Genomic DNA, 24,697 nt, shown 5'->3' with positions numbered 1-24,697 from the left:
CTTTACTTGATTTTTTTATCAACGGGCGCTATTTCTATAGTGTACCTATTAAAAAATAGTAGGTGCTGTTTTCTTTTCCATTTAAATGATGAGGGAAGTAAGGCATGAAAAGACAGAAGCGAGACCGTTTAGAAAGAGCTTTATCAAGAGGTTATCAAGCAGGTTTAGCAGGGCGCTCTAAAGAACTGTGCCCATATCAAGCAGTAGATGCTCGGTCGCATTGGCTAGGTGGTTGGCGAAAGGCGATGGAGGATCGAACCATAGCGGTAGTGTAACCCCCACATTCTTTTAATCTTTTAGGTTAAATAGCCTGTACTCGTTTATTTGAGTATTTTCGGGTTTTTAAGTTAAAGATATCAATCAATTTAAGAACCTCCGCCATTGCGGAGGTTTGCATTTCAAAGCTTAGAATGCGCTCGTGTCTTTAAAAAGACCCACTTTTAAGTCTGTTGCAGTATAAATTAATTTACCATCAACTAAGACTTCACCATCTGCTAACCCCATGATCAGCTTACGGTTGATCACGCGTTTAAAGCTGATGCGGTAAGTGACTTTCTTCGCAGTAGGGAGGACTTGGCCTGTAAATTTAACTTCGCCAACGCCTAAAGCACGTCCTTTTCCTTCACCACCAAGCCAGCCAAGATAGAAGCCAACTAACTGCCACATTGCATCAAGGCCTAAACAGCCAGGCATGACAGGGTCGTTTGTAAAGTGGCAGCCAAAGAACCAAAGGTCTGGATTAATATCCAGTTCAGCTTCCACATAACCTTTATTAAATGTGCCACCATCTTCAGTCATACTGACGATGCGATCCATCATCAACATGTTTCCTGATGGCAGTGGAGGACCATTTTCTCCAAATAATTCGCCTTTACCAGAAGCAATTAAATCATCTTTTGTGTAGGATCCGCGTTTATCAACCATGTTCTTAAGATAGCCTTTATTATGTGTAGGGCTACAGGATAGCTTACACTTGTACGCTGAACAACTCCGATCTGCTATTTTTTACGCAATCTTTACTTAACTCATCCATTTTAAGAACCAAGGAAGTCTAGCCTTATCCGGTGAATTTGCTTGATTAATGCGTTCTTGAATTAAAGCTAACAGGTGTACATTTTCCTCTTCAGCTTGCTGTTCAAAGTAAGGTTGTTTAGTGAGTAAAGTAATGGCTTGGGCGACATGTTCAACGGGCCAAATATGGAATTGGCCTTCTTTTACGGCTTCAACGACAGCAGATTTGGTGCATAAATGGCGGACATTTGCCATTGGGATGATGACACCTTGGTTGCCAGTTAACCCGCGTTTTTCACAGATATCAAAGAAACCTTCAATTTTCTCATTCACCCCACCAATAGGTTGGACATAGCCAAATTGGTCAACCGCACCAGTGATAGCAATTTGCTGGTCAATAGGCTGTAGTGCTAATGCACTAATTAAAGCGCACAGCTCTGCGAGTGATGCGCTATCACCATCAACTTCACCATAAGATTGCTCAAAGACGATAGAGGCTGAGAAAGGTTGAGGTTGCTCTAATTTAAGCTCGTAATTTAAATAGGCTTGCATGATCATCATGCCTTTGGCATGGATATTACCACCTAACTCTGCTTTGCGTTCTACGTCAGTGAATTCGCCATCACCTAAATGGGCGACACAGGTAATTCGAGAAGGTTCACCAATAGCGTCAGGGTGCCCCGGGTATTGCAAAACAGATAAACCATTAACTTGGCCGATAACTTCGCCTTCGGTTTTAACAAAGATCTGTTCTTGCAAAATATCATCTTGAGTACGTTCTGCTAGGAAACTATGGCGCCATTGGCGATTTTCGTTAGCTTGGTTAAATGACTCTTTAGTGAGCAAATGGTTGACATGGTAATGGCTGGCATCTACAAGGGAGCGAACTAACCAAAGATTATCAAGAGGAAGATTAAATTTATCCTCACAGTAACGTACAGCTTGTTGGATAAAAGGAAGCCACCCATCCGGAGAAATATTCGGTAATTTATTGGAATCAATAATGGATTTAATATAACGCATCCATAAGGCCAATTGTTCTTCATCTTCGAAGAACATAACAGGCTCATATTCGCCATAAATAGCGCAGCTAAATAACTCTGGTGATGTAAATTCAAATTCTTCTAGAGCGAGTCGGTCACCAACAATTATGACTTTAAGTTCTAAAGGCTGTGGCTCAATTTCAATGGGTAAAGGTTGATTATCCGAATAAGGTAGCCATTCAAGCTGTTGACGGTTAACCATATTTTTTAGGCGAGCCCACATTAAAGGTTGATTAATTAATGTGCTAGCAGCGATAACTAATATGCCACCATTGATTTGGTGAAGTAAGCCTGGGACTAAATTCAAGGAAGGGGTAACATAGCCAAATAATTGTTCGGGTTCTATCCAATTACGGTAAGCTATTTTATCACGAGAAGAAAAACGGCTTGTAACACCATTTTCCCACTGGAAAACGCGGTTATCTTCAGATAATTGATAGTCACCATCAATAGTATTTATCTCTGCCAGTAATGGGGTAATTGCATTAGCATAAAGGCTAAGATATGTCTCACTTTCATCAGACTTGATAAACATAAAGCGCGTTTGGGCAAATTCATCAACAAAATGTTGTATGCCATCAGATAGCCTAGGCTGAATGTCTGATAAAATTGCAGGGGTCAACGTTTCTGAAGATACAAATTTCGTCTGAAATGACGATAAGTTAGGAATTAGGCCTTGCCATGTTAGTTCTTGACTGATCACTATAATTATCTGCTATTAATAGAGTTATAAATAAAATGCCTGCCAGTAAGCTGGGCGTATATGCCTGAAAAAGGTTTATTTAATAAATTTGCTAAATAGCATTGTTTGTTTTATAAACAAATTTCAGGCTAATTCATTACCCAATGGGCAAGCTTGTTATATTAGCCTTTGATAGGCAATCTTGCAGCAATAATTGTTGAATTATCGACTAGAATAACGAAAACATAAATACAATGGGTAGTGTCATTGGCCAAGTTAAGCCAATAAGTATGGCGCTCAGTAGGCGCATAAAAAAGTTTGGATCTTTTGTTACGAGTAGGGTAAATAGCATTGCGCATACACCGCCAATCCCATAGATGACGAGTATGTATTCAAATGTGGACATGCAGTTTTATTAATTTGTTAACAGATAGGGGCGGATTGTACACTATTTTTACAAGGTAGGCTTACCTTCTTTATTGAAAAAGTGAATATTCCACTAAATCGAATATCTGCATGAGTATTTTGTTTATAATCTTGCTAATATAAAAATAGGTTCAATTTTCTTCAGGAAAAATTATGAAATATCAGCAGCTTGAAAATCTTGAATGTGGCTGGAAATGGGAATACCTCGTCAATAAAGCAAGAGGTGGCGAAGCAATTACCCGCTATATAGAAAGAAGCGCAGAAAAAGAAGCCATAGACTTGCTGCTAAAAATGGAAAATAGACCGGTTGATGTACTAAAGTGGATCACTCAGCATATGAATCCAGAGCTTGATAACCGAATGAAACAGAGTATTCGGGCGAGGCGTAAGCGTCATTTCAATGCCGAGCATCCACATACACGTAAGAAATCAATAGATTTAAATTTTTCAGTATGGCAGCGTTTGTCTAATCTTGCTGTGAAGCGTAATAAAACGTTGTCTGAAACTATTATTCAGTTGATTGAAGATGCGGAACATAAAGATAAATATGAAAGCCAAATGAGCTCATTAAAACAAGATTTGCAAGCGATCCTTGGAACACCAAAGGAAAAAGATAATTAAAGAAGATCTGTGAGGATCCGTGCTGGTAGTTCAAGCTATATGACATGATTGCGGGAAGTTTAATTTTAAAAATGAATTTTTGTATCGTGTCTATTATTTTTAGTAATAAAAAACCCCAATATTAATTGGGGTTTTTGTATTTCAGTTCGAAATTCAAACTAGGGCTAAGAATTAAGCACCTGGCTGAGTTACAACTTCAGTTGTACCTTGGATTTCGATTTCAACGCGACGATCTGGCGCTAAACACTCGATCAGAGCTGCACGGCCTTTAACGTTGTCACATTTGTTACCAGTTACTGGATCTTCTTTACCACGGCCTTCTGCAGCGATTGCGCTAGCTGGAACGCCTTTAGATACTAAGTAGTCAACTACTGACTGAGCACGTTTCTGTGACAGTGGCAGGTTGTAGTTTTGTGAACCGATACGGTCAGTGAAACCAACTACCAGTACGCGACCTTGAGTTGGGTCGATGCTGCTCAGTTCGTTGTACAGTTCATTCAGAGCTTGCTGACCTTCTGGTTTCAGAGATGCTTTGTTGAAGTTAAACAGAACGTCTGAACGCAGTGTGAAACGTTTGTTTTCAACAACTGGAGCTGCTGGCTCAACAACTGGAGCTGGAGCAACAACTGGAGCATCAGCTTGACCGAAACGGTATGCAACACCAACGCTCAGCATGCCGTTGTCTGGACGAGTACCGATGTTGTCTTTATCACCTAAGTTGCTAACCCATTGGTAGTCTAAACGAGTAGCCCACTCTGGAGTGATTGCATACTCAAGACCTAATGCGTATACAGGTGCAACGCCAGTGTCAGTTTCTTTGAAACGTTGGCCATTTTGGTGAGCTTTAGCTTCTGTACGGTAAACCATACCACCTAAACGAGTGTAAACATCTAAGTCATCCATGATTGGATAGCTTAATTTGGTAGTTAATGAAACACCCATAGATTTCAGGTCACCGCTGTTACCAGCGCCTTTGTATTTCATTTTACCGAACCAATCATAGCCAAGCTCGAAGCCTAAGTATTGGTTATATTGGTAACCAGCGTAGGCACCTGCACCGATTGTGTCACGGTCAGTGCTGTTACCAACAGTGCCCCAACCTGCATAGTCTGTACCAGTTTTTGCTGGATTCAGGCTAGTGTCTTCATAGTGAGACCAACCTAATTTAGCACCGGTATACCAAGTGTTATCTTTTGGAGCTGCTTGTGCAACGGTTGCAAAAGCTGCTACTGCCACTGCTACTGCGATAGCTGTTTTTTTCATTTTTACGCCTCGTTATCATCCAATATTGGCTTGGCTTCGCTGAGCCTTATTATATGCCATTGGTTTAATTTACTTGCTAGGTTTCGCAGACATTATCTACAAAAAAATAATAAAAGTAAAAAAATAATGCCATAAGCCGAACAAGCTAAAGTCTACAACGAACTTAAAAAGATACAAGTAGAGTGAGCAATAATCGTTAAAAAAAGTATTTTTTTAGTGTATAAATCAGAGAGATATGTATATTTTCTGTAATGATTATTTTTTATCTATCTGATTGATCTACAATACATTTAATTTAACTTTAGAGGAAAATATTTCTAAAGGTTAAATTTAGTAAGAAAATTCTTAATCTTGGCTAGTGGTAATGATTTGAATGAATTTTTAAGTGGTTTGGCTGTCCTGCTAGTGTATTAATCATATTAAACGTTTTCTGTGGGCGCATAATTAAACCGATAGAACGGCCTTCTTGAGCTGCGTATTGCAAGCGAACAAAATCTTGCTCGCTTATTTCAGGTAGCCACCCTAAAACCACACTGTAATTACCACTTCTTAGTGCTTTTTCCATGGCGCCAATCGTAGTGATATCTTCCATATGGTTTAATTGCATAACTTTATGAGTTGGTATTCCTGATTGTTCTAACCAGTGCTTACTGAGTTTCTTATTAGGGCTTAACCAGAGCAACCAGCGTGATTGAACCCCAAACTGGCGAAGCATTGGCAACAAAATGTAATCCATAATAGGGTGTTTTTCATCGTAAACAAGCTCGCTCACCATACCTTGTTGCATAGAGCTGTTAGTAAGCCCTGTCGCAGGGATTGATTGTGCGTAATTATTAAGAGAATGTTCTGTTGAGTTGTTCCAAGAATAGATGCTCATAATTTACCTCGTTACAATGCTGTATGAACATACAGTAACTGTATATCCATCCAATATCAAGACTATTTTTTCAAAGCGCTTCGCAACTTTGTTGTTTTTTTCTGCATTCTTCTTGGCATTTTTTATGGAAGCTCTCAAAATTAGTTATGCGTAATTATCTGTAAAAAAAGAAGTTATAAAATTATTTTTCTCAAGGATGAAAATTGAGCATACCCAAAAAGGAGTTTGGTAATGTTGTTAGAAGAAGAAAAAATTTTTTATTTATCTCGTTTGTTAAGTCAGTTTGGCGAGCTAAAACGCAAAAATCATTTTGGTGGATTTTGTCTATTAGTCGATGATGCCATTGTAGGATTGGTACTCGACGGTTGTTTTTATTTGCGTGGCTGCTTAGTGGCAAGAAGTCACTTTGAAGCGTCAGGGTTCAATCGGTTAGTTTATAGTAAAAAAGGCATTCCATTGGAAATGCGCTACTATCTACTTTCGGAACAAGTTTGGCATGACGAGTCCTTGTTTCTCCAATATATTGAGTTGGCGTACCGTTCAGCTATCGAGGAATTAAAACAAAAGCAATCAATGACTATGCGCATAAAAGATTTGCCTAATATGAATATGTCGGTTGAGCGCGCACTAGGGAAAATCGGAGTATCGCATGTTGATGAGCTGCGTATGATGGGGGCAAAGGCTTGTTTTATGAAGCTAAAAAAACATGGTAGGAATAACCCAAGTATTAAGTTACTCATTGGCTTAGCCGCTGCAATAGAAGGGTGTCATAGTGCTGTTTTACCCAAGGATATCAAACAAGAGTTAATTGCTTGGTATAATAGTTTTGAGTTGACATCAGCCTAAACCTGCGGAAAGCGACTGTTATTATTATAATTAATATTACATTACGCGATATGAAATGGGCGGGTATTTAGGATTTTAATACCCGCTCATCGGTATATTTATGACGCACTAATGGTTCGAATTATCTGTTTTATCTCAGGGATTAATTCGAGTAATAACTTAGTTTGTTCCATGATAAGTAACGTTTTTTCGTCATCACTAGTTGAAATGTTATCTATTCGGTTTAATAAACTATGGCGAAGCTTATCTGATTTTTCATCAATAACGAGTGGGTCAATGGTGGTGATTTGTAACGACGATTCAACATAGCAAATTGCGTCGTTGAGTAATGAAAGGTTACCTTCATTTTGCATTTTTTCACGATGTGCGCCTAATGCAGAAATATAACTGAGTAAGGTATGGTTTAAGCAGAGTAGGCGAAAAGCTTGTTCTTGGGTGATTCGATAAGACTTAGGGTCAGAAGCCATATTGGACACAATAGAAGCGAACTCTGCATCATTATTATGTGCATCTCTACGTGCAATTCGGTACTCAAGGCGGTTGTCTTTACCTTGGTAGTATTGTTGTAAAATAGCATCTAAATAGCGGCAGTTGCTATCCATAGTTTTTTGAATGACTTGGGGAAGTTGGCGGAACTTCCAGTCTGGCCAAATAAAACTCACTGCAAGTAATGCAATAAAACAACCAATTAATGTGTCAATGATCCGTGGAAGTGCAACATCAAACCCCTCGCCCAGTAGGTTAAAACAAAACAAAACGAGAAGTGTGATGAATAATGTTGCTTGGGCATATTGACTACTGCGAAACATAAAAAACAGTAAACCAGAAATAACGATTAGCGTAAGTTGCCCTTCCATTGAGGGGATTAAATTCAGCAAAGGTAAGCCAATAAGAATACCAACGATAGTTCCTATTATGCGAAGGGCTAAGCGCCGTTTAGTGGCACTGTAGTTTGGTTGGCATACAAATAAACTCGTGAGTAATATCCAATATCCTCTTTCCATATCAAATAGTTGGATGATGATATAGCCAGTACAAAGGAGAATTGACATTCTTACTGCATGGCGAAATAAAGAGGATTTTGGTGTTAAATGGTGCTTAACTCGCGAAATAATATCACTAATACCTGATAACGATTCGTCAGATAACTGTTCTATTTGCTTATTATTTTGCTGCCATGAACTCTGCTCAAGGCTTAGGCCTTTCAGTTGGACGTCAATTCCTTTTAAGTTTTTAAGTAAGTTATATAGGGCCTTAATTTCATGAAGCTCAGGCGATTGCTGTTTTAGTAGCTGTAGCGATTTTTCAATGTAAGTGAAAGTACGCTCAAAACGAGGGTTATGTTGGTATTGTTTACGCCATAAAACAGATTGAGCAACTTGCTGGCAGGCTCTCGCTTGCATAGTTAATAGGCGTTGGAAACGAAATAAAATATCACAATGACGTAAAGTACGGCTAAGTTGTTGATATTGTATATGAGATGAGCTTGCTCGCTCGTGAATATCTTGGGCAACAAAATAGTATTGTAGCGAATTTCGGGTACCTTTTTGTCCCCGGTCTCCTTTTAACCACTCAGTAATGCAATTTTTGCTTGGTTCATGGTACTGACCAAGTGACTGTTCACTAATGCCAAATCATAAACTGAGCGTTGGTAGTCATCTTCTAAGTCAGGGTCAAATAAGTTGGCTTTTGCATCTAGATAAGCTGAAAGTTGCTGATAGCATTGGGTTATTGCATCTTGTAATGGCCTAACAGGAAATAAGATATGCCCAATCAAGGTTAAAATATTATACCAAATTGCCCCTGTGAGTAATAATGCAGGTTGTTGGTACCAAGTATCAAAAATGGGTACGCCGAGCATGGTATAAATGGCAATTAACAGCGCACCAAATGCGATGGTTGCGTATCGCTGCCCTAAAGCGCCAAGAAGAATAAAGCCACAGGTAGAAAATGCGAGGCCAAAAAAGAAAAATAAAGGGTAGGGAAAAAGTAGTTCAATAGAAACTGATGCAATAAAAAAACAAAAAAGTGTAATAATTAAATTTTTTATTCTGCCAGTTAGCCTATCATCTAAGTCAGTTAGTGCTGCAGCAACCACACCCAATGTCAGTGGGATGGTGATTTTAGGCTCTTGGTTTAACAACCACGGCACTAAGGTTGCGCCTGTCAGGGCTATAAATATTCGGATATAATATAAAAAATGGCTGTTATATAGCACACGACGATAACTGGTAAGCAGTGTTAACACAAAGTACCTCAAAGGTAAGACAAGCCCTAATCTATATAGGATAGCTTGTTTGCAAGGAATAAAAAACCGTTTGGAATCAAGCCAACCGTATTTTGTCATTGATTTTCTCAGGTGCAGGACGTATGGAACTGAAATCAACACAGATTGGACAGCGTCTGGCTCAGCATCCCTACAATCGGGTTCGCTTACTCAACGCAGGTATTGAAGTGAGTGGTGAAAACCACCAATATCTTATCCCATTTAATGAACTTATCGATCTTCGTTGTAAGAGAGGGATTGTTTGGGGGGAGTTAGAATTTGAAATTGTGAATGAACAAGTTGTTCGTTTACATGGTACTGAATGGAAGCAAACTCAGCGCTTTTACCATTATTTGAATGAAAAATGGCAACAATGGAGCACTGAAATGAGTCAAGTCAGTGCTAGTGTATTGACTGAATTAGTTAATTCGATTGAACAATTGACACAACAAGACAGGTGGCTAACATTACGTCATCTATCTGAAATAAAAGATAAAATATCACAAAGCTTTTCGTCTCTGCCTATGCCTTTGGCGCGCATTTCATTATATGAAAATTGTGCAGCACAATATCACGAGTGTCTGAATTGGCTGAATAGCGGTCAAGAATGCCGAAAACAAATTAACGATCACTGGTGTGAGTCTGTATTAGTTCGTTATCACGATTTTTTCCAGCAAGTAGAAACATCACCACTCAATTATTCACAGTCCTTATCTGTGATTAATGGTGAGGATAATGTATTAGTACTGGCGGGGGCTGGAAGTGGTAAAACATCAGTCCTAGTTGCAAGAGCGGGTTGGCTAATCTTGCGAGGTTTGGCAAAACCAGAACAAATTCTTTTGTTGGCTTTTGGCCGTAAAGCTGCAGATGAAATGAATGGGCGTATTCACTCGCGTTTACAACAAGATATTGAAGCTAAAACTTTCCATGCGCTTGCTCTACATATTATTCGTGAAGGTAGCAAAAAATCGCCAGTGATTAGCGAGTTAGAAACAGACACTCAAAAACGACAAACACTGTTATTAAACGAATGGCGAGAACAATGTTCAGCAAAGAAAGCGCAGGCAAAAGGATGGCGAGAATGGCTTTCTGAAGAGTTGCAATGGGAAATTCCAGATGGTGAATTCTGGAAAGACGAAAAAATTAGCACTAAAGTCACTGCCCGTTTAGACCGTTGGCTAAGCTTAATGCGTATGCATGGCGGTAGCCAGAAGGACATGATTGATAATACGTCGGAAGAAATAAGAGATCTTTTTCAAAAACGTATTCGTTTAATGGCGCCGCTATTGAAAGTATGGAAAAGCGCTTTGAAAGATGAAGGTGCAATTGATTTTTCTGGATTAATTCATCAAGCCATTAATATTTTAGAAAAAGGGCGTTTTATTAGCCCATGGAAACATATTTTAGTTGATGAGTTTCAAGATATTTCACCTCTCAGGGCGAAGTTACTGCAAGCACTACGTCAGCAGAATAAGCAAACCACATTATTTGCGGTTGGAGATGATTGGCAAGCCATTTACCGGTTTAGTGGTGCAGAATTAGACTTAACGACATCGTTTGAACATAACTTTGGTATTGGGGAACTTTGCGCTTTAGACACGACTTATCGTTTTAACCAACGCATTGGTGAGGTTGCAAATCAGTTTATTTTACAAAACCCTATGCAGTTAGATAAGCCATTGAATAGTTTAACTAAAGGGAATAAAAAATCTGTTATTCTTCTTTATGAAGATGCCTTGGAACGCTTATTGGATAAAATGAGTGGTTATGTCCTTGATGATGAAACGATATTAGTACTAGCCCGCTACCATTATTTAAAACCTAATATTTTAGATAAAGCCAAAACTCGTTGGCCAAAATTAAATATTCAGTTTATGACTATTCATGCCTCAAAAGGGCAGCAAGCAGATCATGTGATAATTTGTGGTCTGAATAGCGGAAAGGATGGTTTCCCTGCTCCTGCGCGCGAATCAGTTATTGAGCAAGCATTATTGCCTAAGCCCGAAGATTTTGACCATGCAGAAGAAAGGCGTTTGCTATATGTTGCATTAACACGGGCTAAGCAGCAAGTTTGGTTGCTTTATCACCCAGAAAAACCGTCAGAATTTGTCGATGAACTCAAGCAATTGGGCGTTCCAAAACAAAAGAAACCTTAAAGCTATATTATGATCTATTAAGTGCCAGAATACTCTGGCGCTTAATAGAGATAGAATTAGTTAGTTCGTTTGGTTAAATAGCTTTCGTAATCAGGAATAACGACGTCTATCGTATTATCAAAATAGGGTGAGGTGATTAAAAAATCAGCGGTTGCAGAGTTGGTTGCGACAGGAATATTCCAAACGGTGGCTAAACGTAGTAGTGCTTTAACATCTGGGTCATGAGGCACAGCATTAAGAGGGTCCCAGAAGAAAATTAAAAGGTCAATTTTTTGCTCCGCAATCATTGAGCCTATTTGTTGGTCTCCCCCCATTGGGCCACTTAGCATACTCTTAACAGGCAACCCAGTGTGCTGGTGGATTAAATTGCCTGTAGTTCCTGTTGCGTATAAATTGTGAGCTTGAAGCCGTTCATTATTTTTCTTAGTCCAAGATAATAATGAAGGTTTACAGTGGTCATGGGCAACCAAAGCAATATTTTTTGAGGCTGTAATTTTACGGGTAGTTGATTCCATGATATTCCCTTAAATAAGATGCGAGATAGACATCTTTAAAAATTGAATGAGCAAAGATATACAACATATATCATAATACTAATGAATAGTTTATAGGTTTTGGGAGATATTTTGATGAGAGATCAAGAAATTGCTGAAATTTTAAAGCGTGTCCGGACAATCGCTTTAGTGGGAGCGAGTGATAAGGCAAATAGGCCGAGTTATGAAGTAATGGAATATCTTTTACATCAAGGTTATACCGTTATTCCTGTCAGCCCTAAATTGGCAGGTCAAACCTTGTTAGGGCAGCTAGTATACGAAAAGCTTAGTGATATACCTGTGCCTATTGATATGGTCGATGTGTTTCGTAATGCAGAAGCTGCAGTAGGAGTGGCCAGAGAAGCCGTGGAAATTAAAGCTAAAGTTTTGTGGTTACAAAAAGGAGTGATTAGCGAAGAAGCACAGCAAATCGCTTTGCAGGCTGGTTTGCAGTTTGTTATGGATAAATGTCCGAAACAAGAAATACCCGCTTTAGGCCTTGAAAAATAAAGTATTTCTAGCGTTAAAAAGTAAAGCAGCTAGTGAGCTGCTTTACGGTTGCGTTCATAAATAACAATATAGATAATTGAAGGTTAGTTGCGAAGGCGAGGAGCTTGCAACTGAGACCTTATGGATTCCGCTAGTTCATCCATTGATGGTTGTTCTGGATGGTCTTCTACGGTTTCATAAGTAATTTGAGCTTCAGCCAAATATGTATGAACTGCATCCCCATTGTCATCTTCCATAACAACATGATACCAAGGTAGATCGCGTAGTGTGCTGTTAGCGGCAATATCATCATCATGTGGTTGTTCGAGCGAATACTCAGCGTCAACATCTACAACGACGCCTAAGTAGCCGAGAAGTTTGTGCCTAACTTGTTGCCCGATTCCATATTTACTGGTGATCATCATAGCGACCTCCTAAAAGCCTTGCTTATACTTCAAACTATATATGGGCAGTGCTACGCGTTTTCAAGCTAATATATGGACAATTATTAATAACGCAATACACTGTCTTTATACGCAACTATGAAAAGCAGTGCCTCATTTAGCAGATTATCTGTTCAATGAATAAAAAACAACTGTTAAAAAGAAGGTATCAATACATTATGCTCTGACAACGGAGGCTCACATGACTGCATCAGGTCGATATTTTTATATTTATGGTCGTGTTCAAGGGGTTGGGTTTCGTTACCAAACCTATCATTGGGCTAATCAGAACGGCATAAAAGGTTTTGTGTGTAACCGAGATGATGGCAGTGTTAAGCTAGCCGTTTACGGAACAGAGCAAGATATTGAATTTGTTGATGAGTGGCTAAAAGCTGGGGGACCACCGGGAGCAAAAGTAGACCATTTTTTCACAGAAAACTGGAAGACCGAGCCAATAGCGGACTTTAGTGTCCGCTATTAGTGAAAAATTAAATACATTTCACCGGTTTTGGCAGGCCAGCAAGTTTAGTGGCTTGCTTAGCTGGCCCTTTTGGAAATAGCCGGTATAGATAGCGGCTATTGCCTTTTTCTTCGCCAAATTGTTGAGAAACTGCTTTAACCAACATGCGAATAGCAGGTGAGGTATTAAATTCCAAATAGAAGTTCCTGACGAAACGGATAATCTCTAGGTGTTCATTGGTAATTTCAATATCTTCTTGCTGCGCTAGCAAAGGAATTAATTCTTCGCTCCATTGTTGGCTATCAAGCAGGTAACCTTGCGCGTCTGTTTCTATCTCTTGATTATTAAAAACCAACATACTCTTTTCAACTCAAATAAAATTAGAACGTAAATTTAGCAAAAATCGAGATATAACCCAAGTAAAGTCGTTAGAATGTCGATATTTTCACCCAACAGTATGAAAGGCGTATATTTTTAAAGCGAATGATCAAATTAGGGGTTTACATCCAATGAGAGGATGTTTATAGTGCACGTCATTGCGGAGGGGTGGCCGAGCGGCTGAAGGCAGCGGTCTTGAAAACCGCCGATGGGAAACCATCCGAGAGTTCGAATCTCTCCTCCTCCGCCATATTCACTTCCAATCAAGTCTACTAAAGTCTTCCAATCCCAAGTAAATCAAGCATTCTAACTAAATCCCATTATTCCAACGTCTACTAACGTCTATTGAAAACTACCCCCTTTAGGTGGTACATATGGGGGTACATTTATACCCCATGATTTGAGTACCCCCAAATGAAGCTAACAGTTAAACAAATTGATTCCAGTAAGCCTAAAGAAAAAGACTACAAACTATCTGATGGCGGTGGACTGTATCTATTGGTTAAAACTAATGGCGGAAAGTATTGGCGGTTAAAATACCGAATCGATGGCAAAGAGAAACTTTTAGCTATTGGAATTTATCCAACCGTTACACTAGCTGATGCGAGAAGAAAGCGAGATGATGCAAAGAGATTGCTGGCGGATGGAATTGACCCAAACCAACAACGCAAAGAACAAAAGCAAGCCTCAAAGATTGACAGTGTAAACACTTTTAAAAATATCGCCCTTGAATGGTATGAGGGAAGAAAGGATCGCTGGTCTGTTGGTTATCGTGATGACATGATGGACGCATTCGAAAAAGACGTCTTTCCTTATATAGGTAATCGCCCGATTGCTGAAATCAAACCTATGGAATTACTCGAAGTACTTTCTATTATGGAAAAGCGCGGAGCAACCGAGAAGCTAAAGAAAGTGCGTCAACGTTGTGGCGAGGTATGGAAGTACGCCATTATTACTGGTAGGGCAGAGTATAACCCTGCGCCAGATTTAGCCAGTGCCTTTGTACCACATAAGCGTGAGCACTACGCCCATCTTTCAGTTAGTGAATTACCAGAGTTTCTTTCTTCTATAGATAAGTATATGGGGAGCCAGATTGTTAGAGTGGCGCTAAGGGTGCTTATTTTAACTGGAGTTCGACCAGGCGAATTGAGAAAGGCGGAATGGTCAGAAATTAACTTTGATACTGGGGTATGGGAAATACCAGCTGAAAAAATGAAGATGCGCCGCCCTCATATTGTGCCGCTATCAGAGCAGGTTATTGATTTGCTGAAACAGATACATCCCATCAGTGGCAGTTATCAATATATATTCCCTAGCCGTACTGATTATAGAAAGCATATATCAGATATGGCACTGAATACGATGATTAGACGTATGGGTTATAGTGGCAGAGCTACAGGCCACGGATTCAGGCACACAATGAGCACCATCCTACATGAACAAGGTTATAACACTGCATGGATTGAGACACAGCTAGCGCACGTTGATAAAAACTCTATTCGTGGAACGTATAACCATGCTCAGTATATTGATGGGCGTAGAGAAATGCTTCAATGGTACGCTGATTATATGGGGGCATTAGAGAACGGGGATAACGTTGTCCACGGTCACTTTAAACGTGCTTAATCCACCAGCAACCAAGATAGAACCAGACAATAAAAAGTCTGGTTTTTTTGTATCGTAAATAGTCATAACTGGACAAATAGACAGTAATTATAGACTGTAGTAGACTTGTGTAAAATATAAAGAATAAAGCTATGTCTAGGCTGATCCCCGAAAACTAGTACACCTCTACTAGCTGGCATAGCTCCTACATAATGAGGGCGTGAGGTGGCGTGATGAGTAACATGTTTTTAGCTGATCCACTTAGTGAATTAAAAAACAAAGCCAAAGATTTTGTTTCGGTAGAAGAGGCTTTAAATATTATCTGTGAGATGCTGGATTGTTCTTTAGTGACAGCAGCTGAAATTATATTATTGAAATTACCAGATGATAGAGATTGGAATAATAGCCCAGTTAATCCTCCTTTTTTTGGCGAAAAATTAGGAATAGCCACATTTTCATATTGTGATAATAGGCCTCTTATTCGAGAGCTACTAAAAAATATTATTGAAAATGATCCATTTAGCTTTGAAGACAGTATCCCTTTTTAGAGTGAGTTTACTATGACTGAGCGTAAATTATCTAGCGAATACCGTAAGTTTGGCTTTGTTAAATCCCAACTTGAGGATGTTTTAGGGTTCTCTCTTGGAGGAGAGCGTTCTTTACCCGATTACCTAAAACCGTATAAAACAAGAATAGGTATACAATTAGATGAGGCTGCAAATATTTTTGCAGGGTGTAGACCTAGTGAACATATAAATTCTGGCCCATTGGTTGATATTATTCGTGGTTATAGAGCTTCTCTCTGGGATGCATATGATAATGATGTATTGTCAGGTACTAATGTCATCATGGATTATAACTATAATGAAGAATATAGGGTCGATGTTACTTTAGTTAAAGATCAAGTTACTAAATGGGCTAGAGAACATAACCTAGATTGGCCTTTTGATTTACCCGAAAGCGAGCTAGACAATGCAAGCGATTCGGTTGATTTGTTATCAAAAGTTGAGAGTTTAGAATTAGAAAATAAATCTTTAAAAGAAAAGCTCAATGAACTAAAAGTAAATATACCACTATTATTATCGGTATATAGAGATGATGACCCATTATCAATAGCTATTAAATTAAGAAATGAAGTATGGGCAGATTATGACGAAGATTCAAGGTCAACAATACCAACGCAAGAATGGGTGGTGGCAAAGCTTATAGATGATTATAAAGAATTTGAAATGACCAAAGCCCAAGCACAAGCAATCGAGAAAGTAGCTTGCCCTATTAAGCGCAAATAGATGGTTCTGAATATCTGAACTGTTCACTCTAAAGTAAGATTACCCTCAACCATGAGGGTAAAAATGCTCCATTACCCTTAACCATGATAGTAATTAACCACAAATTACCCTCTACCCTCATAGTGATTTGTTTAATTAATAACCACCCAAGTTATAACCCTCATAGTAAATTTTTCAAAAAAGCCATTAGGCCTAATGGTATGATCAAAAAGCATTTTTTCATGCAAAGATACCCCTGAATCCAATAACGTCCATCAAGGCGTATCATTAACTAGATAACAGGGGGCATCATGCCAACAGTAACAACCTTAAAAGAAAACCTCATTCGTTTACCTGAAGTTATGCGTCGTACTGGCTATGGTAAAGCGTGGATTTATCGTCTCATTGAAACAGGTCAATTCCCGAAATCAGTAAAAATCGGTACTCGTTCAATTGCTTTTGTTGAGTCAGAAGTCGATGAGTGGGTAGCAAATAAGATTGCGGAATCACGTACTGGTGAGGTGGCATAATGGAAAAGAAAAACCACCCGCTACAGGTGGCTTCTCAGGATAACGCGACAGCATCTATTCTATCAAAGAACCCACCAAAAAAACACCGTGCCCGTTTATATATGTTAGGTACTGGCATTAATGGATTTACTGAGAATGAAATATTAATTCATTGTCGCTTATCGTCAGGTCGTAATTATCCAAATGAATTGGAACGTTTATTAAATATCGAACTAGAACGCATTGATGAGCCTAATCCTGATGGTATCGGGTCACACTACCGTTACCGCTTTAAGACGGCTCAGGATGCGCAGAAGGTTATCAATTTAATTAATGAACGCGCTGAACAAGGTAATTACCAAACGCTAGATAAAGCTCACGTAAATAATATTTTAAGCCTCTACCCGACAAAATAACGGAATAAGAAAATGAAACTAAAAAATAACAGCTTAAATGCTGGTGGATTCGCTCACCCTAAATTCAGCGACGAGACTATTTTAAATATTAACTCAGATGATATTTCCGTTATTCGTTTTGAGGAGGTAGAGGTACGGATAGTTAAAATTAATAATGACCCGTGGTTTATTGCTACTGACTTATGTAGCGCCTTGGAGCAAAGCAATACAGCTAAGGCGGTAAAGGGGTTAGATGATGATGAAAAGATGACTGTAACTTTAAGTTATAGTCAAGTTTCCTCTCATGGCGGAGTAAGAAAGTTAATAATCGTTTCGGAATCTGGTTTTTATAAACTGATTGCCCGTAGTCGTAAGGCCACCACTAAAGGAACTTTAGCCCATAGATTCACTAATTGGGTATTCCGTGACGTTATCCCATCCATCCGTAAAACTGGCGCGTATGGTGTGCCATTCTCAGCGTTAAATGACTTCACCAAACGTCAGCAACAATACAAAGTTACATCCTCACAGCATGGGCGTGACCTGCAATCCTGTAAGCAAAAGAAAGCTGATTTACAGCGTGAAGAACGCGAACTATGGAAGAAGTATCAGCCTGATTTTCTTGATGGAGAAATCCACTAATGACGGCTATTAACTTACAAATGATTGGTACACCCAAAGCGGTGTATCAAAGTTCAAATATTAATCAATTATCCCCAGAGTTGGGGAATATTGCCTACCAAGTGAATGATTCCCTACTGGCAGGTAAGGGGGTAGGTTTAATTTACTCCCTTAATAATACTGTAGCTTTAAACTACGGTATTACTGGCAACCAATCAGACAAACTTTCGTCTGGTTACTCGGTCAATATTTTGGCTCAGCAATCAGCTAAAACTTTAGCCGATGTATCAGCGAAAATTTACGCCAATCAATCACCCAAATTTACGGGAAATCAATCAGGGGAATATTTCTCAGATTGTAATTCTGGCGAACATTTGAGCACCCCAAAACGGGGGAGCGCAAAAGGTGGAGAATTTACACCATTTGCTAAAGGTGATTTTTCTCACCTTTCTAAAGAGGAGAATTATCCTCATTGGCAAGGTTTATTCGGCATCACTACACAAGGCGAAATTGAGTTTTTACAGTCCATAAAAGGCAAAATAATTGAGTTTTTTGAGTCCATAAAAAAGGGAAATATTGAGTTATTAGACACCATAAAAAAGGAACGAATTGAGTTTTGTCAGTCCATAAAAAAGGGTAGCCAATCGGCTACCCTTGGAAACGTCGATATTAAATACCGAGCAAGTGAGAATATTAATATTAGCTTACTTCTCTGGTATGGCAAATATCAGTTTTTAGGCTCAATGCCTCGTGACTGTAATTCTTTTCGTATAACTCTTTTAATCCACGCAGCAAGGGATTCATCGCCATCTTGCGCCTGTGCTACTTCCATCATTTCTCGTAGTTCAGGATCAAGTCTGAATTGGAATGGTGGATTTCCTCGTCTTTCTGTTTTGTGTGTTGACACGTCAATTACACCCGTAGTATGGTATTTATGTGTCATTACACATTACACACTAGCGACACAAAAAACAATGCCCCGAAGTGGTGGAACACTAACAGGGCATCTAACCACCAACGATAACACTAGTATCGAGGTAGCTATGCCAGATCATAACACACCCGTCACAGGGCGGACTAGTCTCACCCCTAACCAATCGTACAGATGGTTATTCCTCGCGTTAAACCGTAGCGATTACACCGCTAAACCTTGCCGTATTGTTGTTACAGCATCGAACGAGAACAGTGCAAGACTGATGCTTGTACGTGATTACATGCTGATATTCGCTGGTCGCTTACCTGCTATTGGAGGTAAACATCATGCGTAACCCTCAACCTAATGATTTCTACACTCACAAAAATAATGGCGAAACCGTCAAAGTTCTATCGGTTCAATTCAACCGTGTGACCTTTCAGAGAGACGGCTTTGATAGTCCTGTCATTGTTCCATTAAGCCAGTTCAGCAACGAATACACCTATGCAGGGAGGGCTTAATCATGGCAGATATCAATATTCATCAAGCCGCTGAAAAGGCGCATCAGATTGAGTTAATTAACCTGCTCATTGAATCACACCCGCACCAGTTACAAGACAGTGAAATATCCACTTTGGCTTCTCTTATGGCGAAGTTATCAGGTGATGTTTGTGTATTTCTTCAAGAGGAAATTGTGGCACAGGAGGTGAAAGCATGAGTATTTCACGCCTATCTGACGCATTGAACAAAATCCAACGCCTAGCAGAAGCCGCTTTGTCTTTATCGAACCAACGTGATGAAGCAGAACTCAAAATTCAGCTAATTGAAATTATCAGCAAGACAGCAGAAGAAGCCGTATCTGAGGGGGAAGCATGAGCAAGCCTATTCCATTAGACAGAGCCGCATACAAAGCGCAGCAAAATAATTCATTGCTTGCCGTTATCTTGGAGCAAGTGAGTAGCGATTGTTCGCGTGAGTTAATCGACCTCGTTTCTATTGCGTATGACTTCAACGCAGAAATATGCGAATCCCTCGAGGAGGCGACCAAATGAAAACAGTTAAATTAAAAGTTGGTCACTTATCTACCTTAGAAGAAGTCGAACATATTAACGAAGAACTCCAAGCGTTACTAATCCCACTGTTAACCGCTGTAGAGAATGAAGCTGATACCGATACGCATTTTCTTCTGAGAGCAGTTAACCGCCTTGTGTGTGCTCAGCAGAAAGAAATCACTAGGTTAGCGGAGGTAATGAAATGAGACAGGTCACTATCAATGCCACCAGCTTAAGCCCGTTCATGTATCAAGGTAAGCGAGTTGTGACCTTTGCCATGATTGACGAGGTACACCAACGCCCGAAAGGTACAGCAAGGCGTACATTCACCAAGCATAAACGCCATTTCATTGATGGAGTTGATTACTTTTTGTTAGGTCAGGACGTATTACGTCCATACCTTGATGAAAATATCACCAAGTACACGCCTGAACTAATGGTATTGGCTGAATCTGGTTATCTCATGTTGGTTAAGCCATTTACTGATGATTTGTCGTGGCAGGTTCAACGCTCAATGGTTAACAGCTACTTTCGACTGTCTGAGTTTCCCGAAATTAAGCACATTCAGATTCCCACGCTGGCGGAACTTGAAGCCATGCCAATTGGAGAGGCTCAGAACTTGATTAGTAGTTTAGAAGCTGACTCTTATCAAGGTCACGGTAGGCGCGGCAGTTATGCCATGAACTTACGTCGTAAGGAGAAGAAAGCACTTAAACCAATGGTAATGGCCATTGAACAAGCCTCACAGCTACACATTCAGGATATGGGGGATTATCGCTCATGAGAACGTTTCAAATCGCAGGGTATGGCACAACACTGAAAGGCTTAACGCTAGGTATTTGTAAGCAGGTGATATCAGCCACCCAGAAAGACGCTCAATCGCAAGTGATGCGAGAAGCGCAACGTGACGGTTTAACCGATATCCGAATTAACTATGTGCGTGAGGTGAAGTAATGGCTAACAAAGAGATGGTTTTATCACTGGAAGTACCACGCATGAAAGTAAACCGAGTGTTGACACTGTTAAGCGTTTGGCAAGAGGCGAATCAGGACGAGGAAACCGCCCACATGATAGATGTTGTTTTCTTTATGGTGAGTGATGCTGTTAAGGCTATTGATTCTGCTATGGAGGGCAAATAATGAATATTTCTAACATTAACGCATTCGAGCACAGCGAACACGGTGTAATTCTCATTACTGACGCAGCTAACCAAGAGGCTATCAGCTATACCGAGGCATTGGACGCATTAAATGACGGTAGTTTTGACGGTGATTTATCAATGGGTTTTGAGTTGGTTTTAGCCATTAGCAAAGGTGAGGTTGAAGGCTTTTTTAAATCCACCATTGAGCAAAACGTCATTCTCTGGCGTTGGATTGTTGCTGCTTCGTTTGTCATGGAACAGGCCGACAACAACGGATTTCATCAAACCGATAACGGGAAAGGTGGAAAGATTACCGCAGCAGTGTACCGCAATGAACACGCAGCCTTAACTGTCTATGCAGCAAGCGAACGTATGTTATTAGCAAACCATGTTGAGGGCGCAGCTTACGAGCATTACGAATCAGGATATGCTCCTGCTATGGCCATAAGAATGTATAGGGATTTTATCAATCTTGAGCCTAAACAAGGTTGCCGACTATCAGACCGAGGGCGCGAGGGGTTATCTATTCTTCACGATGATCTCATTCGGGCAATAGAAGATGGTGAGTTTAGCGACACCGTGACCATTCATTAAAAGGACGTAATGACATGATAACGAAGAATTTTAAAGTTAATTCACTGGCGAATAGCTACGCAGCCGCTATTTATCACGATGTAACCATACGTAATGGCGGTGATTGGTTTCCAATGAATGTAGGCAACAAGGCCATTGAGGTTGCCATTATTGACGGTGTGAAAGGTATTCGAATGCTCGTCGATAGTTATTTGCTGGAAGCTCTCAAACAGGCCTATCCCACATGGGAGGCCGTCGCTATTAGCTTGATAGAACAGTGCGTGATTAATGGTTATATCACGGGGTACGGGCGCGAGGTTTGGCAAAGCATGATTAATGACATGGGCGACTCTTTAGCTGATAAGGGGGCGTTTCAATGAAACCGATTGATGTTATCCGTGAGGTGAAGCTGAAAGCCAACGGGCAATGGCAAAACATATTATCTAACCTTGGGGCAGAAGTGCCCCTAAACACTCACACGGCTTGTCCTCATTGTGGTGGTAAAGACCGTTTTAGATTCGATGATAAAGACGGCAACGGCACGTTTATTTGTAGTCAGTGCGGCTCGGGTGATGGGTTGGATTTAGTTCAGCGTGTTCTGGGTGGTAGCGTGACAGAAGCCGCGTATGAAGTGGCTGGCATGATTGGAATTGATACCCGTTCAGATAATCCACCAGCCTACCGTAGCCATGAGGTAAAAGCGCAACAGGACGCATTGAAAGCGCAGCAAGCCCAGAGCCAAGCTAACGAGCAGATAGAGAAGCATAAACGTTTTACAGCGCGATACAACCGCACTATTGCCAAAGCTAAACAGGGCGAGTCTGAGTATCTCAAGGCGAAAGGGTTTGATAGTACCACCGTGACTCTATTGTCTGATGGTTCGCTAATTATTCCATTGATAGACACTGACGGCACAATTACAGCCGCACAGACCATTAAACCCAATGGCGATAAACGGCTATTACTCGATAGTACGAAGAATGGCAGCTATTACCCTATCAATGAGCCTGTAAATGTTTCTACGGTGATTATCGCTGAAGGATTGGCAACCGCCATGACGTGCCAGTTAATTCAACCAGAAGCGCACACAGTAGCGGCAATTGATGCGGGTAACTTAATTCATGTGGCTAAGGTGATGCGGGCGAAGTACCCAGAGAGCAAGATTATCATTGCAGGTGACAACGATATTAAGCCAGACCAAGACAATACAGGGAAATTGGCGGCAGAAAGGGCAGCTAAGGCAGTCAATGGCATTACGGTTTTACCGCCTACCGATGATAAAGCCGATTGGGATGATTATCGCTTATCACACGGTATTGAGGCAGCAAGACAGGCATTTAATGCTCAAGTGGGTCAGCAGGAAGGTGAGGAAGTGAAAGAGGATAACGTGATCCAAATTGACGCGAAAAAGAAAGTTAGAACACACGATGATTTAGCCCCATTTTTTGATAAGCGTCACGGTGGTTTGTATTACATCGAACGCAAACAAAACAACACGACGGGCGAAATTGACGAAAAAGAAACATGGTTTTCGGATGAAATGGCAACGGTAGGCATTGGCTCTGATGGCAAAGACAGTTATTTAGTTATCCAAATGAAGCAAGAGGGCAGCAACCGCATAATTTATGAAGCCATTCCGAGGCGTGAATTAGGCTCACCTCAAGGATGGGGAAGATTGCGCTCCCGTGGCGTAAATATCACAACTAAGCGCGGTCAATTGGATTTACTGGCTAACTATCTTCAGCGAAAAGGAACGCGCGACGAATGGACGATCACACATACCGCTGGTTGGCATGATGGGGCATACGTGATGCCTGATGGTCATATTATTGGCACACCTAGCCGCCCTGTTGCTTTTTGTGGCGGAACGTCTGCCGTTGCGGGTTATATCGTCAGGGGAACCGCGGAAAGCTGGCGGAAGAATGTCGGTAATTTAATGAAAGGCAACCAATCCATGATTTTAGGTGGTTTAGTCGCGTTAGCTGCCCCTCTGAACTCATTATCGGGCGGTAGCTCGTTTGGCATTCACTTATTTGCTCAATCCTCAGCAGGGAAAACCACCACTGTAGAAGCTGCCTCAAGTATCTACGGTGTACCCGATGAACTGAAATTAACATGGGATGCGACGAAGTACGGGCTAACGATTGAAGCCGCTTCACGAAATGATGGGTTTATGCCGATTGATGAAATTGGACAGGGTAACGATGTGCGGCATGTCGCAGGAAGTGCCTACAGCCTATTCAATGGTACGGGGCGCATACAAGGCAATAAAGACGGTGGAAACAAAGCCGTTTTACGTTGGGCGATTGTGGCGTTATCAACGGGTGAGGAAGATTTTGAAACTTACCTCATTCGTAATGGCGTTACCCCCAAAGCAGGGCAATTAGTGCGGTTGGTTAGCGTGCCATTTACCGATACTGTTGAGTTTCACAGCCTTGATGATGGTGATTTGCATTCACGAGCAATAAAACGCGCATCAACGCAGCATTGCGGGGCAGTCGGTAGGGCATGGATTGAATATTTAGCCAACAATCAGGACATGGCCAACCAGAAAGTAACCTTCAAAGAAAACGAATGGTTATCGAGTTTACCCGAAGAAGCATCACCGCAGGTTAAACGAGTCGCTACCCGTTTTGCCATGTTGGACGCTACCGCAGAGCTAGCAACATCAATAACGGGTTGGGATATTGCCGAATGTAGCCGTTTTATTCGTAATAGCTTCAATGAGTGGCTGGAGAACTACGGCACAGGGAACCGCGAAAAATACCAAGTTGTTAAACGGGCAAGGGATTTCATTCAACGCTATGGATTGAATCGCTTTCAGCCATACACCTATGGCAAGCGTAACGGAGACCTAGACCGAACTTACGCAGGCAGGATAACAAACCTTGCGGGCTATTTGGTTTCTGGGCGCAGAGAGGACGGCAAGGACGAATATCACATTATCCCGTCAGTGTTCGAAGATGAAATACTCTCAGGCATCCAAAAGAAACTAGGGGCTGAAGCACTCGACGAGGCAGGTATTTTAGTCAGACCAGAATCAGGGCGCGTAGACGGTAAAACTATCAGCATCAACGGTAGCCAGCAGCGATTTGTTGTCTTAATTGATAGTGAGGAAGAATAGCC

Annotated in this window: 33 protein-coding genes, 1 tRNA gene and 1 pseudogene; 25 read left to right on the top strand and 10 right to left on the bottom strand. The window is 40.7% G+C overall.

The genetic code is table 11. The features are described from left to right. Positions 1-104: 104 nt before the first annotated feature. Entirely contained in the window at positions 105-275 is a 171-nt protein-coding gene (rmf, locus tag FVA72_RS14460; protein ID WP_004256131.1) for a ribosome modulation factor, read from the top strand. Between the two features lie 130 nt (positions 276-405). On the opposite strand, the gene fabA is transcribed toward rmf, so the two are convergent. The 3 genes from fabA to FVA72_RS14445 form a co-directional block, all read right to left on the bottom strand. Beyond that, a complete protein-coding gene (fabA, locus tag FVA72_RS14455; RefSeq protein WP_004256129.1) occupies positions 406-924 on the bottom strand; it encodes a bifunctional 3-hydroxydecanoyl-ACP dehydratase/trans-2-decenoyl-ACP isomerase in 519 nt (172 codons plus the stop codon). Positions 925-1,020: 96 nt separating this feature from the next. Continuing rightward, a complete protein-coding gene (locus tag FVA72_RS14450) occupies positions 1,021-2,757 on the bottom strand; it encodes an AAA family ATPase (RefSeq protein WP_110591468.1) in 1,737 nt (578 codons plus the stop codon). A gap of 208 nt (positions 2,758-2,965) precedes the next feature. Further along, positions 2,966-3,142, bottom strand: a complete 177-nt coding sequence (locus tag FVA72_RS14445) for a GhoT/OrtT family toxin (RefSeq protein ID WP_071585857.1) — start codon at positions 3,140-3,142, stop codon at positions 2,966-2,968. 173 nt (positions 3,143-3,315) lie between these two features. On the opposite strand from FVA72_RS14445, the gene matP reads away from it, so the two are divergent. Continuing rightward, complete coding sequence (gene matP, locus FVA72_RS14440) at positions 3,316-3,783, top strand: macrodomain Ter protein MatP (protein ID WP_004256123.1); 468 nt, start codon at positions 3,316-3,318, stop codon at positions 3,781-3,783. A 171-nt stretch (positions 3,784-3,954) separates the two neighbouring features. On the opposite strand, the gene ompA is transcribed toward matP, so the two are convergent. Beyond that, a complete protein-coding gene (gene ompA / locus FVA72_RS14435; RefSeq protein WP_004256113.1) occupies positions 3,955-5,046 on the bottom strand; it encodes a porin OmpA in 1,092 nt (363 codons plus the stop codon). A gap of 355 nt (positions 5,047-5,401) precedes the next feature. Beyond that, complete coding sequence (sulA, locus tag FVA72_RS14430; protein WP_036957904.1) at positions 5,402-5,923, bottom strand: SOS-induced cell division inhibitor SulA; 522 nt, start codon at positions 5,921-5,923, stop codon at positions 5,402-5,404. A 231-nt stretch (positions 5,924-6,154) separates the two neighbouring features. Between sulA and FVA72_RS14425 the strand changes: the two genes are divergently transcribed. Beyond that, positions 6,155-6,769 (top strand): TfoX/Sxy family DNA transformation protein, encoded by a 615-nt coding sequence (locus FVA72_RS14425; protein ID WP_094960708.1) that lies wholly within the window; start codon positions 6,155-6,157, stop codon positions 6,767-6,769. A gap of 98 nt (positions 6,770-6,867) precedes the next feature. On the opposite strand, the pseudogene yccS reads toward FVA72_RS14425, so the two are convergent. Further along, a pseudogene (gene yccS, locus FVA72_RS14420) lies at positions 6,868-9,116 on the bottom strand (YccS family putative transporter). 23 nt (positions 9,117-9,139) lie between these two features. Here yccS and helD point away from each other — a divergent pair. Further along, positions 9,140-11,191: a DNA helicase IV gene (helD, locus tag FVA72_RS14415; RefSeq protein WP_110591469.1), complete on the top strand. Its 2,052-nt coding sequence runs from the start codon at positions 9,140-9,142 to the stop codon at positions 11,189-11,191. Between the two features lie 56 nt (positions 11,192-11,247). Here the strand turns inward: helD and FVA72_RS14410 are convergent, their stop codons facing one another. Beyond that, positions 11,248-11,706 (bottom strand): methylglyoxal synthase, encoded by a 459-nt coding sequence (locus FVA72_RS14410; RefSeq protein WP_110591470.1) that lies wholly within the window; start codon positions 11,704-11,706, stop codon positions 11,248-11,250. 114 nt (positions 11,707-11,820) lie between these two features. On the opposite strand from FVA72_RS14410, the gene FVA72_RS14405 reads away from it, so the two are divergent. Beyond that, positions 11,821-12,234 carry a CoA-binding protein gene (locus FVA72_RS14405; protein WP_096864214.1) on the top strand — a complete coding sequence of 138 codons (414 nt, stop codon included), beginning with the start codon at positions 11,821-11,823 and terminating at the stop codon, positions 12,232-12,234. A gap of 83 nt (positions 12,235-12,317) precedes the next feature. Here the strand turns inward: FVA72_RS14405 and hspQ are convergent, their stop codons facing one another. Continuing rightward, positions 12,318-12,638 carry a heat shock protein HspQ gene (gene hspQ / locus FVA72_RS14400; RefSeq protein ID WP_004256095.1) on the bottom strand — a complete coding sequence of 107 codons (321 nt, stop codon included), beginning with the start codon at positions 12,636-12,638 and terminating at the stop codon, positions 12,318-12,320. Between the two features lie 220 nt (positions 12,639-12,858). Between hspQ and FVA72_RS14395 the strand changes: the two genes are divergently transcribed. Continuing rightward, entirely contained in the window at positions 12,859-13,137 is a 279-nt protein-coding gene (locus FVA72_RS14395; RefSeq protein ID WP_004256093.1) for an acylphosphatase, read from the top strand. 7 nt (positions 13,138-13,144) lie between these two features. Here the strand turns inward: FVA72_RS14395 and FVA72_RS14390 are convergent, their stop codons facing one another. Next, on the bottom strand, positions 13,145-13,474 hold the full coding sequence (locus tag FVA72_RS14390; RefSeq protein ID WP_004256090.1) for a TusE/DsrC/DsvC family sulfur relay protein: 330 nt from the start codon (positions 13,472-13,474) through the stop codon (positions 13,145-13,147). A gap of 182 nt (positions 13,475-13,656) precedes the next feature. On the opposite strand from FVA72_RS14390, the gene FVA72_RS14385 reads away from it, so the two are divergent. The 7 genes from FVA72_RS14385 to FVA72_RS14355 all read left to right on the top strand — a co-directional run bounded on the left by FVA72_RS14385 (position 13,657) and on the right by FVA72_RS14355 (position 17,913). After that, positions 13,657-13,744, top strand: a tRNA-Ser gene (locus FVA72_RS14385). Positions 13,745-13,908: 164 nt separating this feature from the next. Further along, entirely contained in the window at positions 13,909-15,120 is a 1,212-nt protein-coding gene (locus FVA72_RS14380) for a tyrosine-type recombinase/integrase (protein WP_137019130.1), read from the top strand. A gap of 212 nt (positions 15,121-15,332) precedes the next feature. Continuing rightward, positions 15,333-15,647, top strand: coding sequence for a hypothetical protein (locus FVA72_RS14375; RefSeq protein ID WP_137019128.1), 315 nt, complete (start codon positions 15,333-15,335; stop codon positions 15,645-15,647). 12 nt (positions 15,648-15,659) lie between these two features. Further along, complete coding sequence (locus FVA72_RS14370; RefSeq protein ID WP_137019126.1) at positions 15,660-16,388, top strand: hypothetical protein; 729 nt, start codon at positions 15,660-15,662, stop codon at positions 16,386-16,388. A gap of 290 nt (positions 16,389-16,678) precedes the next feature. After that, on the top strand, positions 16,679-16,897 hold the full coding sequence (locus FVA72_RS14365) for a helix-turn-helix transcriptional regulator (RefSeq protein WP_036951665.1): 219 nt from the start codon (positions 16,679-16,681) through the stop codon (positions 16,895-16,897). Continuing rightward, on the top strand, positions 16,897-17,292 hold the full coding sequence (locus tag FVA72_RS14360) for a hypothetical protein (protein ID WP_094960712.1): 396 nt from the start codon (positions 16,897-16,899) through the stop codon (positions 17,290-17,292). The genes FVA72_RS14365 and FVA72_RS14360 overlap by 1 nt, the downstream gene beginning before the upstream one ends. Positions 17,293-17,304: 12 nt before the next feature. Then, complete coding sequence (locus FVA72_RS14355) at positions 17,305-17,913, top strand: BRO-N domain-containing protein (RefSeq protein WP_137019124.1); 609 nt, start codon at positions 17,305-17,307, stop codon at positions 17,911-17,913. 706 nt (positions 17,914-18,619) lie between these two features. On the opposite strand, the gene FVA72_RS21750 is transcribed toward FVA72_RS14355, so the two are convergent. Continuing rightward, complete coding sequence (locus FVA72_RS21750; protein WP_111751002.1) at positions 18,620-18,799, bottom strand: hypothetical protein; 180 nt, start codon at positions 18,797-18,799, stop codon at positions 18,620-18,622. Positions 18,800-18,866: 67 nt separating this feature from the next. Here FVA72_RS21750 and FVA72_RS21745 point away from each other — a divergent pair, with 67 nt between their 5' ends. The 12 genes from FVA72_RS21745 to FVA72_RS14290 are packed head-to-tail and all read left to right on the top strand — an operon-like array spanning position 18,867 to position 24,695. Next, positions 18,867-19,160 (top strand): host cell division inhibitor Icd-like protein, encoded by a 294-nt coding sequence (locus tag FVA72_RS21745; RefSeq protein WP_137019122.1) that lies wholly within the window; start codon positions 18,867-18,869, stop codon positions 19,158-19,160. Further along, positions 19,153-19,326, top strand: coding sequence for a DUF4222 domain-containing protein (locus FVA72_RS14340; protein ID WP_004265088.1), 174 nt, complete (start codon positions 19,153-19,155; stop codon positions 19,324-19,326). The genes FVA72_RS21745 and FVA72_RS14340 overlap by 8 nt, the downstream gene beginning before the upstream one ends. Positions 19,327-19,328: 2 nt before the next feature. Then, complete coding sequence (locus FVA72_RS14335; protein ID WP_165119740.1) at positions 19,329-19,523, top strand: hypothetical protein; 195 nt, start codon at positions 19,329-19,331, stop codon at positions 19,521-19,523. Further along, entirely contained in the window at positions 19,520-19,681 is a 162-nt protein-coding gene (locus FVA72_RS14330) for a hypothetical protein (protein ID WP_004255433.1), read from the top strand. Before FVA72_RS14335 ends, FVA72_RS14330 begins: the two co-directional genes overlap by 4 nt. Further along, positions 19,678-19,857, top strand: coding sequence for a hypothetical protein (locus tag FVA72_RS14325; RefSeq protein ID WP_004255431.1), 180 nt, complete (start codon positions 19,678-19,680; stop codon positions 19,855-19,857). The genes FVA72_RS14330 and FVA72_RS14325 overlap by 4 nt, the downstream gene beginning before the upstream one ends. Then, complete coding sequence (locus FVA72_RS14320; protein ID WP_105880952.1) at positions 19,854-20,063, top strand: hypothetical protein; 210 nt, start codon at positions 19,854-19,856, stop codon at positions 20,061-20,063. The genes FVA72_RS14325 and FVA72_RS14320 overlap by 4 nt, the downstream gene beginning before the upstream one ends. Further along, the gene (locus tag FVA72_RS14315; RefSeq protein WP_004255428.1) at positions 20,060-20,641 is read left to right on the top strand and encodes an ORF6N domain-containing protein; all 582 of its coding nucleotides are present in this window, start codon (positions 20,060-20,062) and stop codon (positions 20,639-20,641) included. The genes FVA72_RS14320 and FVA72_RS14315 overlap by 4 nt, the downstream gene beginning before the upstream one ends. After that, positions 20,638-20,811 (top strand): hypothetical protein, encoded by a 174-nt coding sequence (locus tag FVA72_RS14310; protein WP_165119738.1) that lies wholly within the window; start codon positions 20,638-20,640, stop codon positions 20,809-20,811. Before FVA72_RS14315 ends, FVA72_RS14310 begins: the two co-directional genes overlap by 4 nt. Further along, on the top strand, positions 20,811-20,996 hold the full coding sequence (locus tag FVA72_RS14305; protein WP_137019118.1) for a hypothetical protein: 186 nt from the start codon (positions 20,811-20,813) through the stop codon (positions 20,994-20,996). Before FVA72_RS14310 ends, FVA72_RS14305 begins: the two co-directional genes overlap by 1 nt. Continuing rightward, positions 20,996-21,592 carry a hypothetical protein gene (locus tag FVA72_RS14300; protein ID WP_137019115.1) on the top strand — a complete coding sequence of 199 codons (597 nt, stop codon included), beginning with the start codon at positions 20,996-20,998 and terminating at the stop codon, positions 21,590-21,592. The genes FVA72_RS14305 and FVA72_RS14300 overlap by 1 nt, the downstream gene beginning before the upstream one ends. 14 nt (positions 21,593-21,606) lie before the next feature. Beyond that, on the top strand, positions 21,607-21,951 hold the full coding sequence (locus tag FVA72_RS14295) for a hypothetical protein (RefSeq protein WP_137019113.1): 345 nt from the start codon (positions 21,607-21,609) through the stop codon (positions 21,949-21,951). After that, positions 21,948-24,695, top strand: a complete 2,748-nt coding sequence (locus tag FVA72_RS14290) for a DUF927 domain-containing protein (RefSeq protein WP_137019111.1) — start codon at positions 21,948-21,950, stop codon at positions 24,693-24,695. Before FVA72_RS14295 ends, FVA72_RS14290 begins: the two co-directional genes overlap by 4 nt. Positions 24,696-24,697: the final 2 nt, after the last annotated feature.

The organism is Providencia sp. PROV061 (assembly GCF_011045655.1).
GTDB lineage: Bacteria > Pseudomonadota > Gammaproteobacteria > Enterobacterales > Enterobacteriaceae > Providencia > Providencia hangzhouensis.
Note: the sequence above shows the minus strand (reverse complement) of the source record. Positions and strands in the feature narration are given on the sequence as shown.

Bases quoted from the DNA above. Each gene is read 5' to 3' on its own strand.
- FVA72_RS14395 (WP_004256093.1), top strand. From the start codon at position 12,859: ATGACTGCATCAGGTCGATATTTTTATATTTATGGTCGTGTTCAAGGG.
- FVA72_RS14325 (WP_004255431.1), top strand. From the start codon at position 19,678: ATGAGCAAGCCTATTCCATTAGACAGAGCCGCATACAAAGCGCAGCAA.
- fabA (WP_004256129.1), bottom strand. From the start codon at position 924: ATGGTTGATAAACGCGGATCCTACACAAAAGATGATTTAATTGCTTCT.
- helD (WP_110591469.1), top strand. From the start codon at position 9,140: ATGGAACTGAAATCAACACAGATTGGACAGCGTCTGGCTCAGCATCCC.
- FVA72_RS14305 (WP_137019118.1), top strand. From the start codon at position 20,811: ATGGCTAACAAAGAGATGGTTTTATCACTGGAAGTACCACGCATGAAA.
- FVA72_RS14330 (WP_004255433.1), top strand. From the start codon at position 19,520: ATGAGTATTTCACGCCTATCTGACGCATTGAACAAAATCCAACGCCTA.
- FVA72_RS14290 (WP_137019111.1), top strand. From the start codon at position 21,948: ATGAAACCGATTGATGTTATCCGTGAGGTGAAGCTGAAAGCCAACGGG.
- FVA72_RS14320 (WP_105880952.1), top strand. From the start codon at position 19,854: ATGAAAACAGTTAAATTAAAAGTTGGTCACTTATCTACCTTAGAAGAA.
- FVA72_RS14365 (WP_036951665.1), top strand. From the start codon at position 16,679: ATGCCAACAGTAACAACCTTAAAAGAAAACCTCATTCGTTTACCTGAA.
- sulA (WP_036957904.1), bottom strand. From the start codon at position 5,923: ATGAGCATCTATTCTTGGAACAACTCAACAGAACATTCTCTTAATAAT.
- FVA72_RS14410 (WP_110591470.1), bottom strand. From the start codon at position 11,706: ATGGAATCAACTACCCGTAAAATTACAGCCTCAAAAAATATTGCTTTG.
- FVA72_RS14445 (WP_071585857.1), bottom strand. From the start codon at position 3,142: ATGTCCACATTTGAATACATACTCGTCATCTATGGGATTGGCGGTGTA.
- FVA72_RS14315 (WP_004255428.1), top strand. From the start codon at position 20,060: ATGAGACAGGTCACTATCAATGCCACCAGCTTAAGCCCGTTCATGTAT.
- FVA72_RS14380 (WP_137019130.1), top strand. From the start codon at position 13,909: ATGAAGCTAACAGTTAAACAAATTGATTCCAGTAAGCCTAAAGAAAAA.
- FVA72_RS14355 (WP_137019124.1), top strand. From the start codon at position 17,305: ATGAAACTAAAAAATAACAGCTTAAATGCTGGTGGATTCGCTCACCCT.
- FVA72_RS14370 (WP_137019126.1), top strand. From the start codon at position 15,660: ATGACTGAGCGTAAATTATCTAGCGAATACCGTAAGTTTGGCTTTGTT.
- FVA72_RS14340 (WP_004265088.1), top strand. From the start codon at position 19,153: ATGCGTAACCCTCAACCTAATGATTTCTACACTCACAAAAATAATGGC.
- hspQ (WP_004256095.1), bottom strand. From the start codon at position 12,638: ATGATGATCACCAGTAAATATGGAATCGGGCAACAAGTTAGGCACAAA.
- FVA72_RS14335 (WP_165119740.1), top strand. From the start codon at position 19,329: ATGGCAGATATCAATATTCATCAAGCCGCTGAAAAGGCGCATCAGATT.
- matP (WP_004256123.1), top strand. From the start codon at position 3,316: ATGAAATATCAGCAGCTTGAAAATCTTGAATGTGGCTGGAAATGGGAA.
- FVA72_RS14360 (WP_094960712.1), top strand. From the start codon at position 16,897: ATGGAAAAGAAAAACCACCCGCTACAGGTGGCTTCTCAGGATAACGCG.
- rmf (WP_004256131.1), top strand. From the start codon at position 105: ATGAAAAGACAGAAGCGAGACCGTTTAGAAAGAGCTTTATCAAGAGGT.
- FVA72_RS14405 (WP_096864214.1), top strand. From the start codon at position 11,821: ATGAGAGATCAAGAAATTGCTGAAATTTTAAAGCGTGTCCGGACAATC.
- FVA72_RS21745 (WP_137019122.1), top strand. From the start codon at position 18,867: ATGCCCCGAAGTGGTGGAACACTAACAGGGCATCTAACCACCAACGAT.
- FVA72_RS14295 (WP_137019113.1), top strand. From the start codon at position 21,607: ATGATAACGAAGAATTTTAAAGTTAATTCACTGGCGAATAGCTACGCA.
- FVA72_RS14390 (WP_004256090.1), bottom strand. From the start codon at position 13,474: ATGTTGGTTTTTAATAATCAAGAGATAGAAACAGACGCGCAAGGTTAC.
- FVA72_RS14425 (WP_094960708.1), top strand. From the start codon at position 6,155: ATGTTGTTAGAAGAAGAAAAAATTTTTTATTTATCTCGTTTGTTAAGT.
- FVA72_RS14375 (WP_137019128.1), top strand. From the start codon at position 15,333: ATGAGTAACATGTTTTTAGCTGATCCACTTAGTGAATTAAAAAACAAA.
- ompA (WP_004256113.1), bottom strand. From the start codon at position 5,046: ATGAAAAAAACAGCTATCGCAGTAGCAGTGGCAGTAGCAGCTTTTGCA.
- FVA72_RS14310 (WP_165119738.1), top strand. From the start codon at position 20,638: ATGAGAACGTTTCAAATCGCAGGGTATGGCACAACACTGAAAGGCTTA.
- FVA72_RS14300 (WP_137019115.1), top strand. From the start codon at position 20,996: ATGAATATTTCTAACATTAACGCATTCGAGCACAGCGAACACGGTGTA.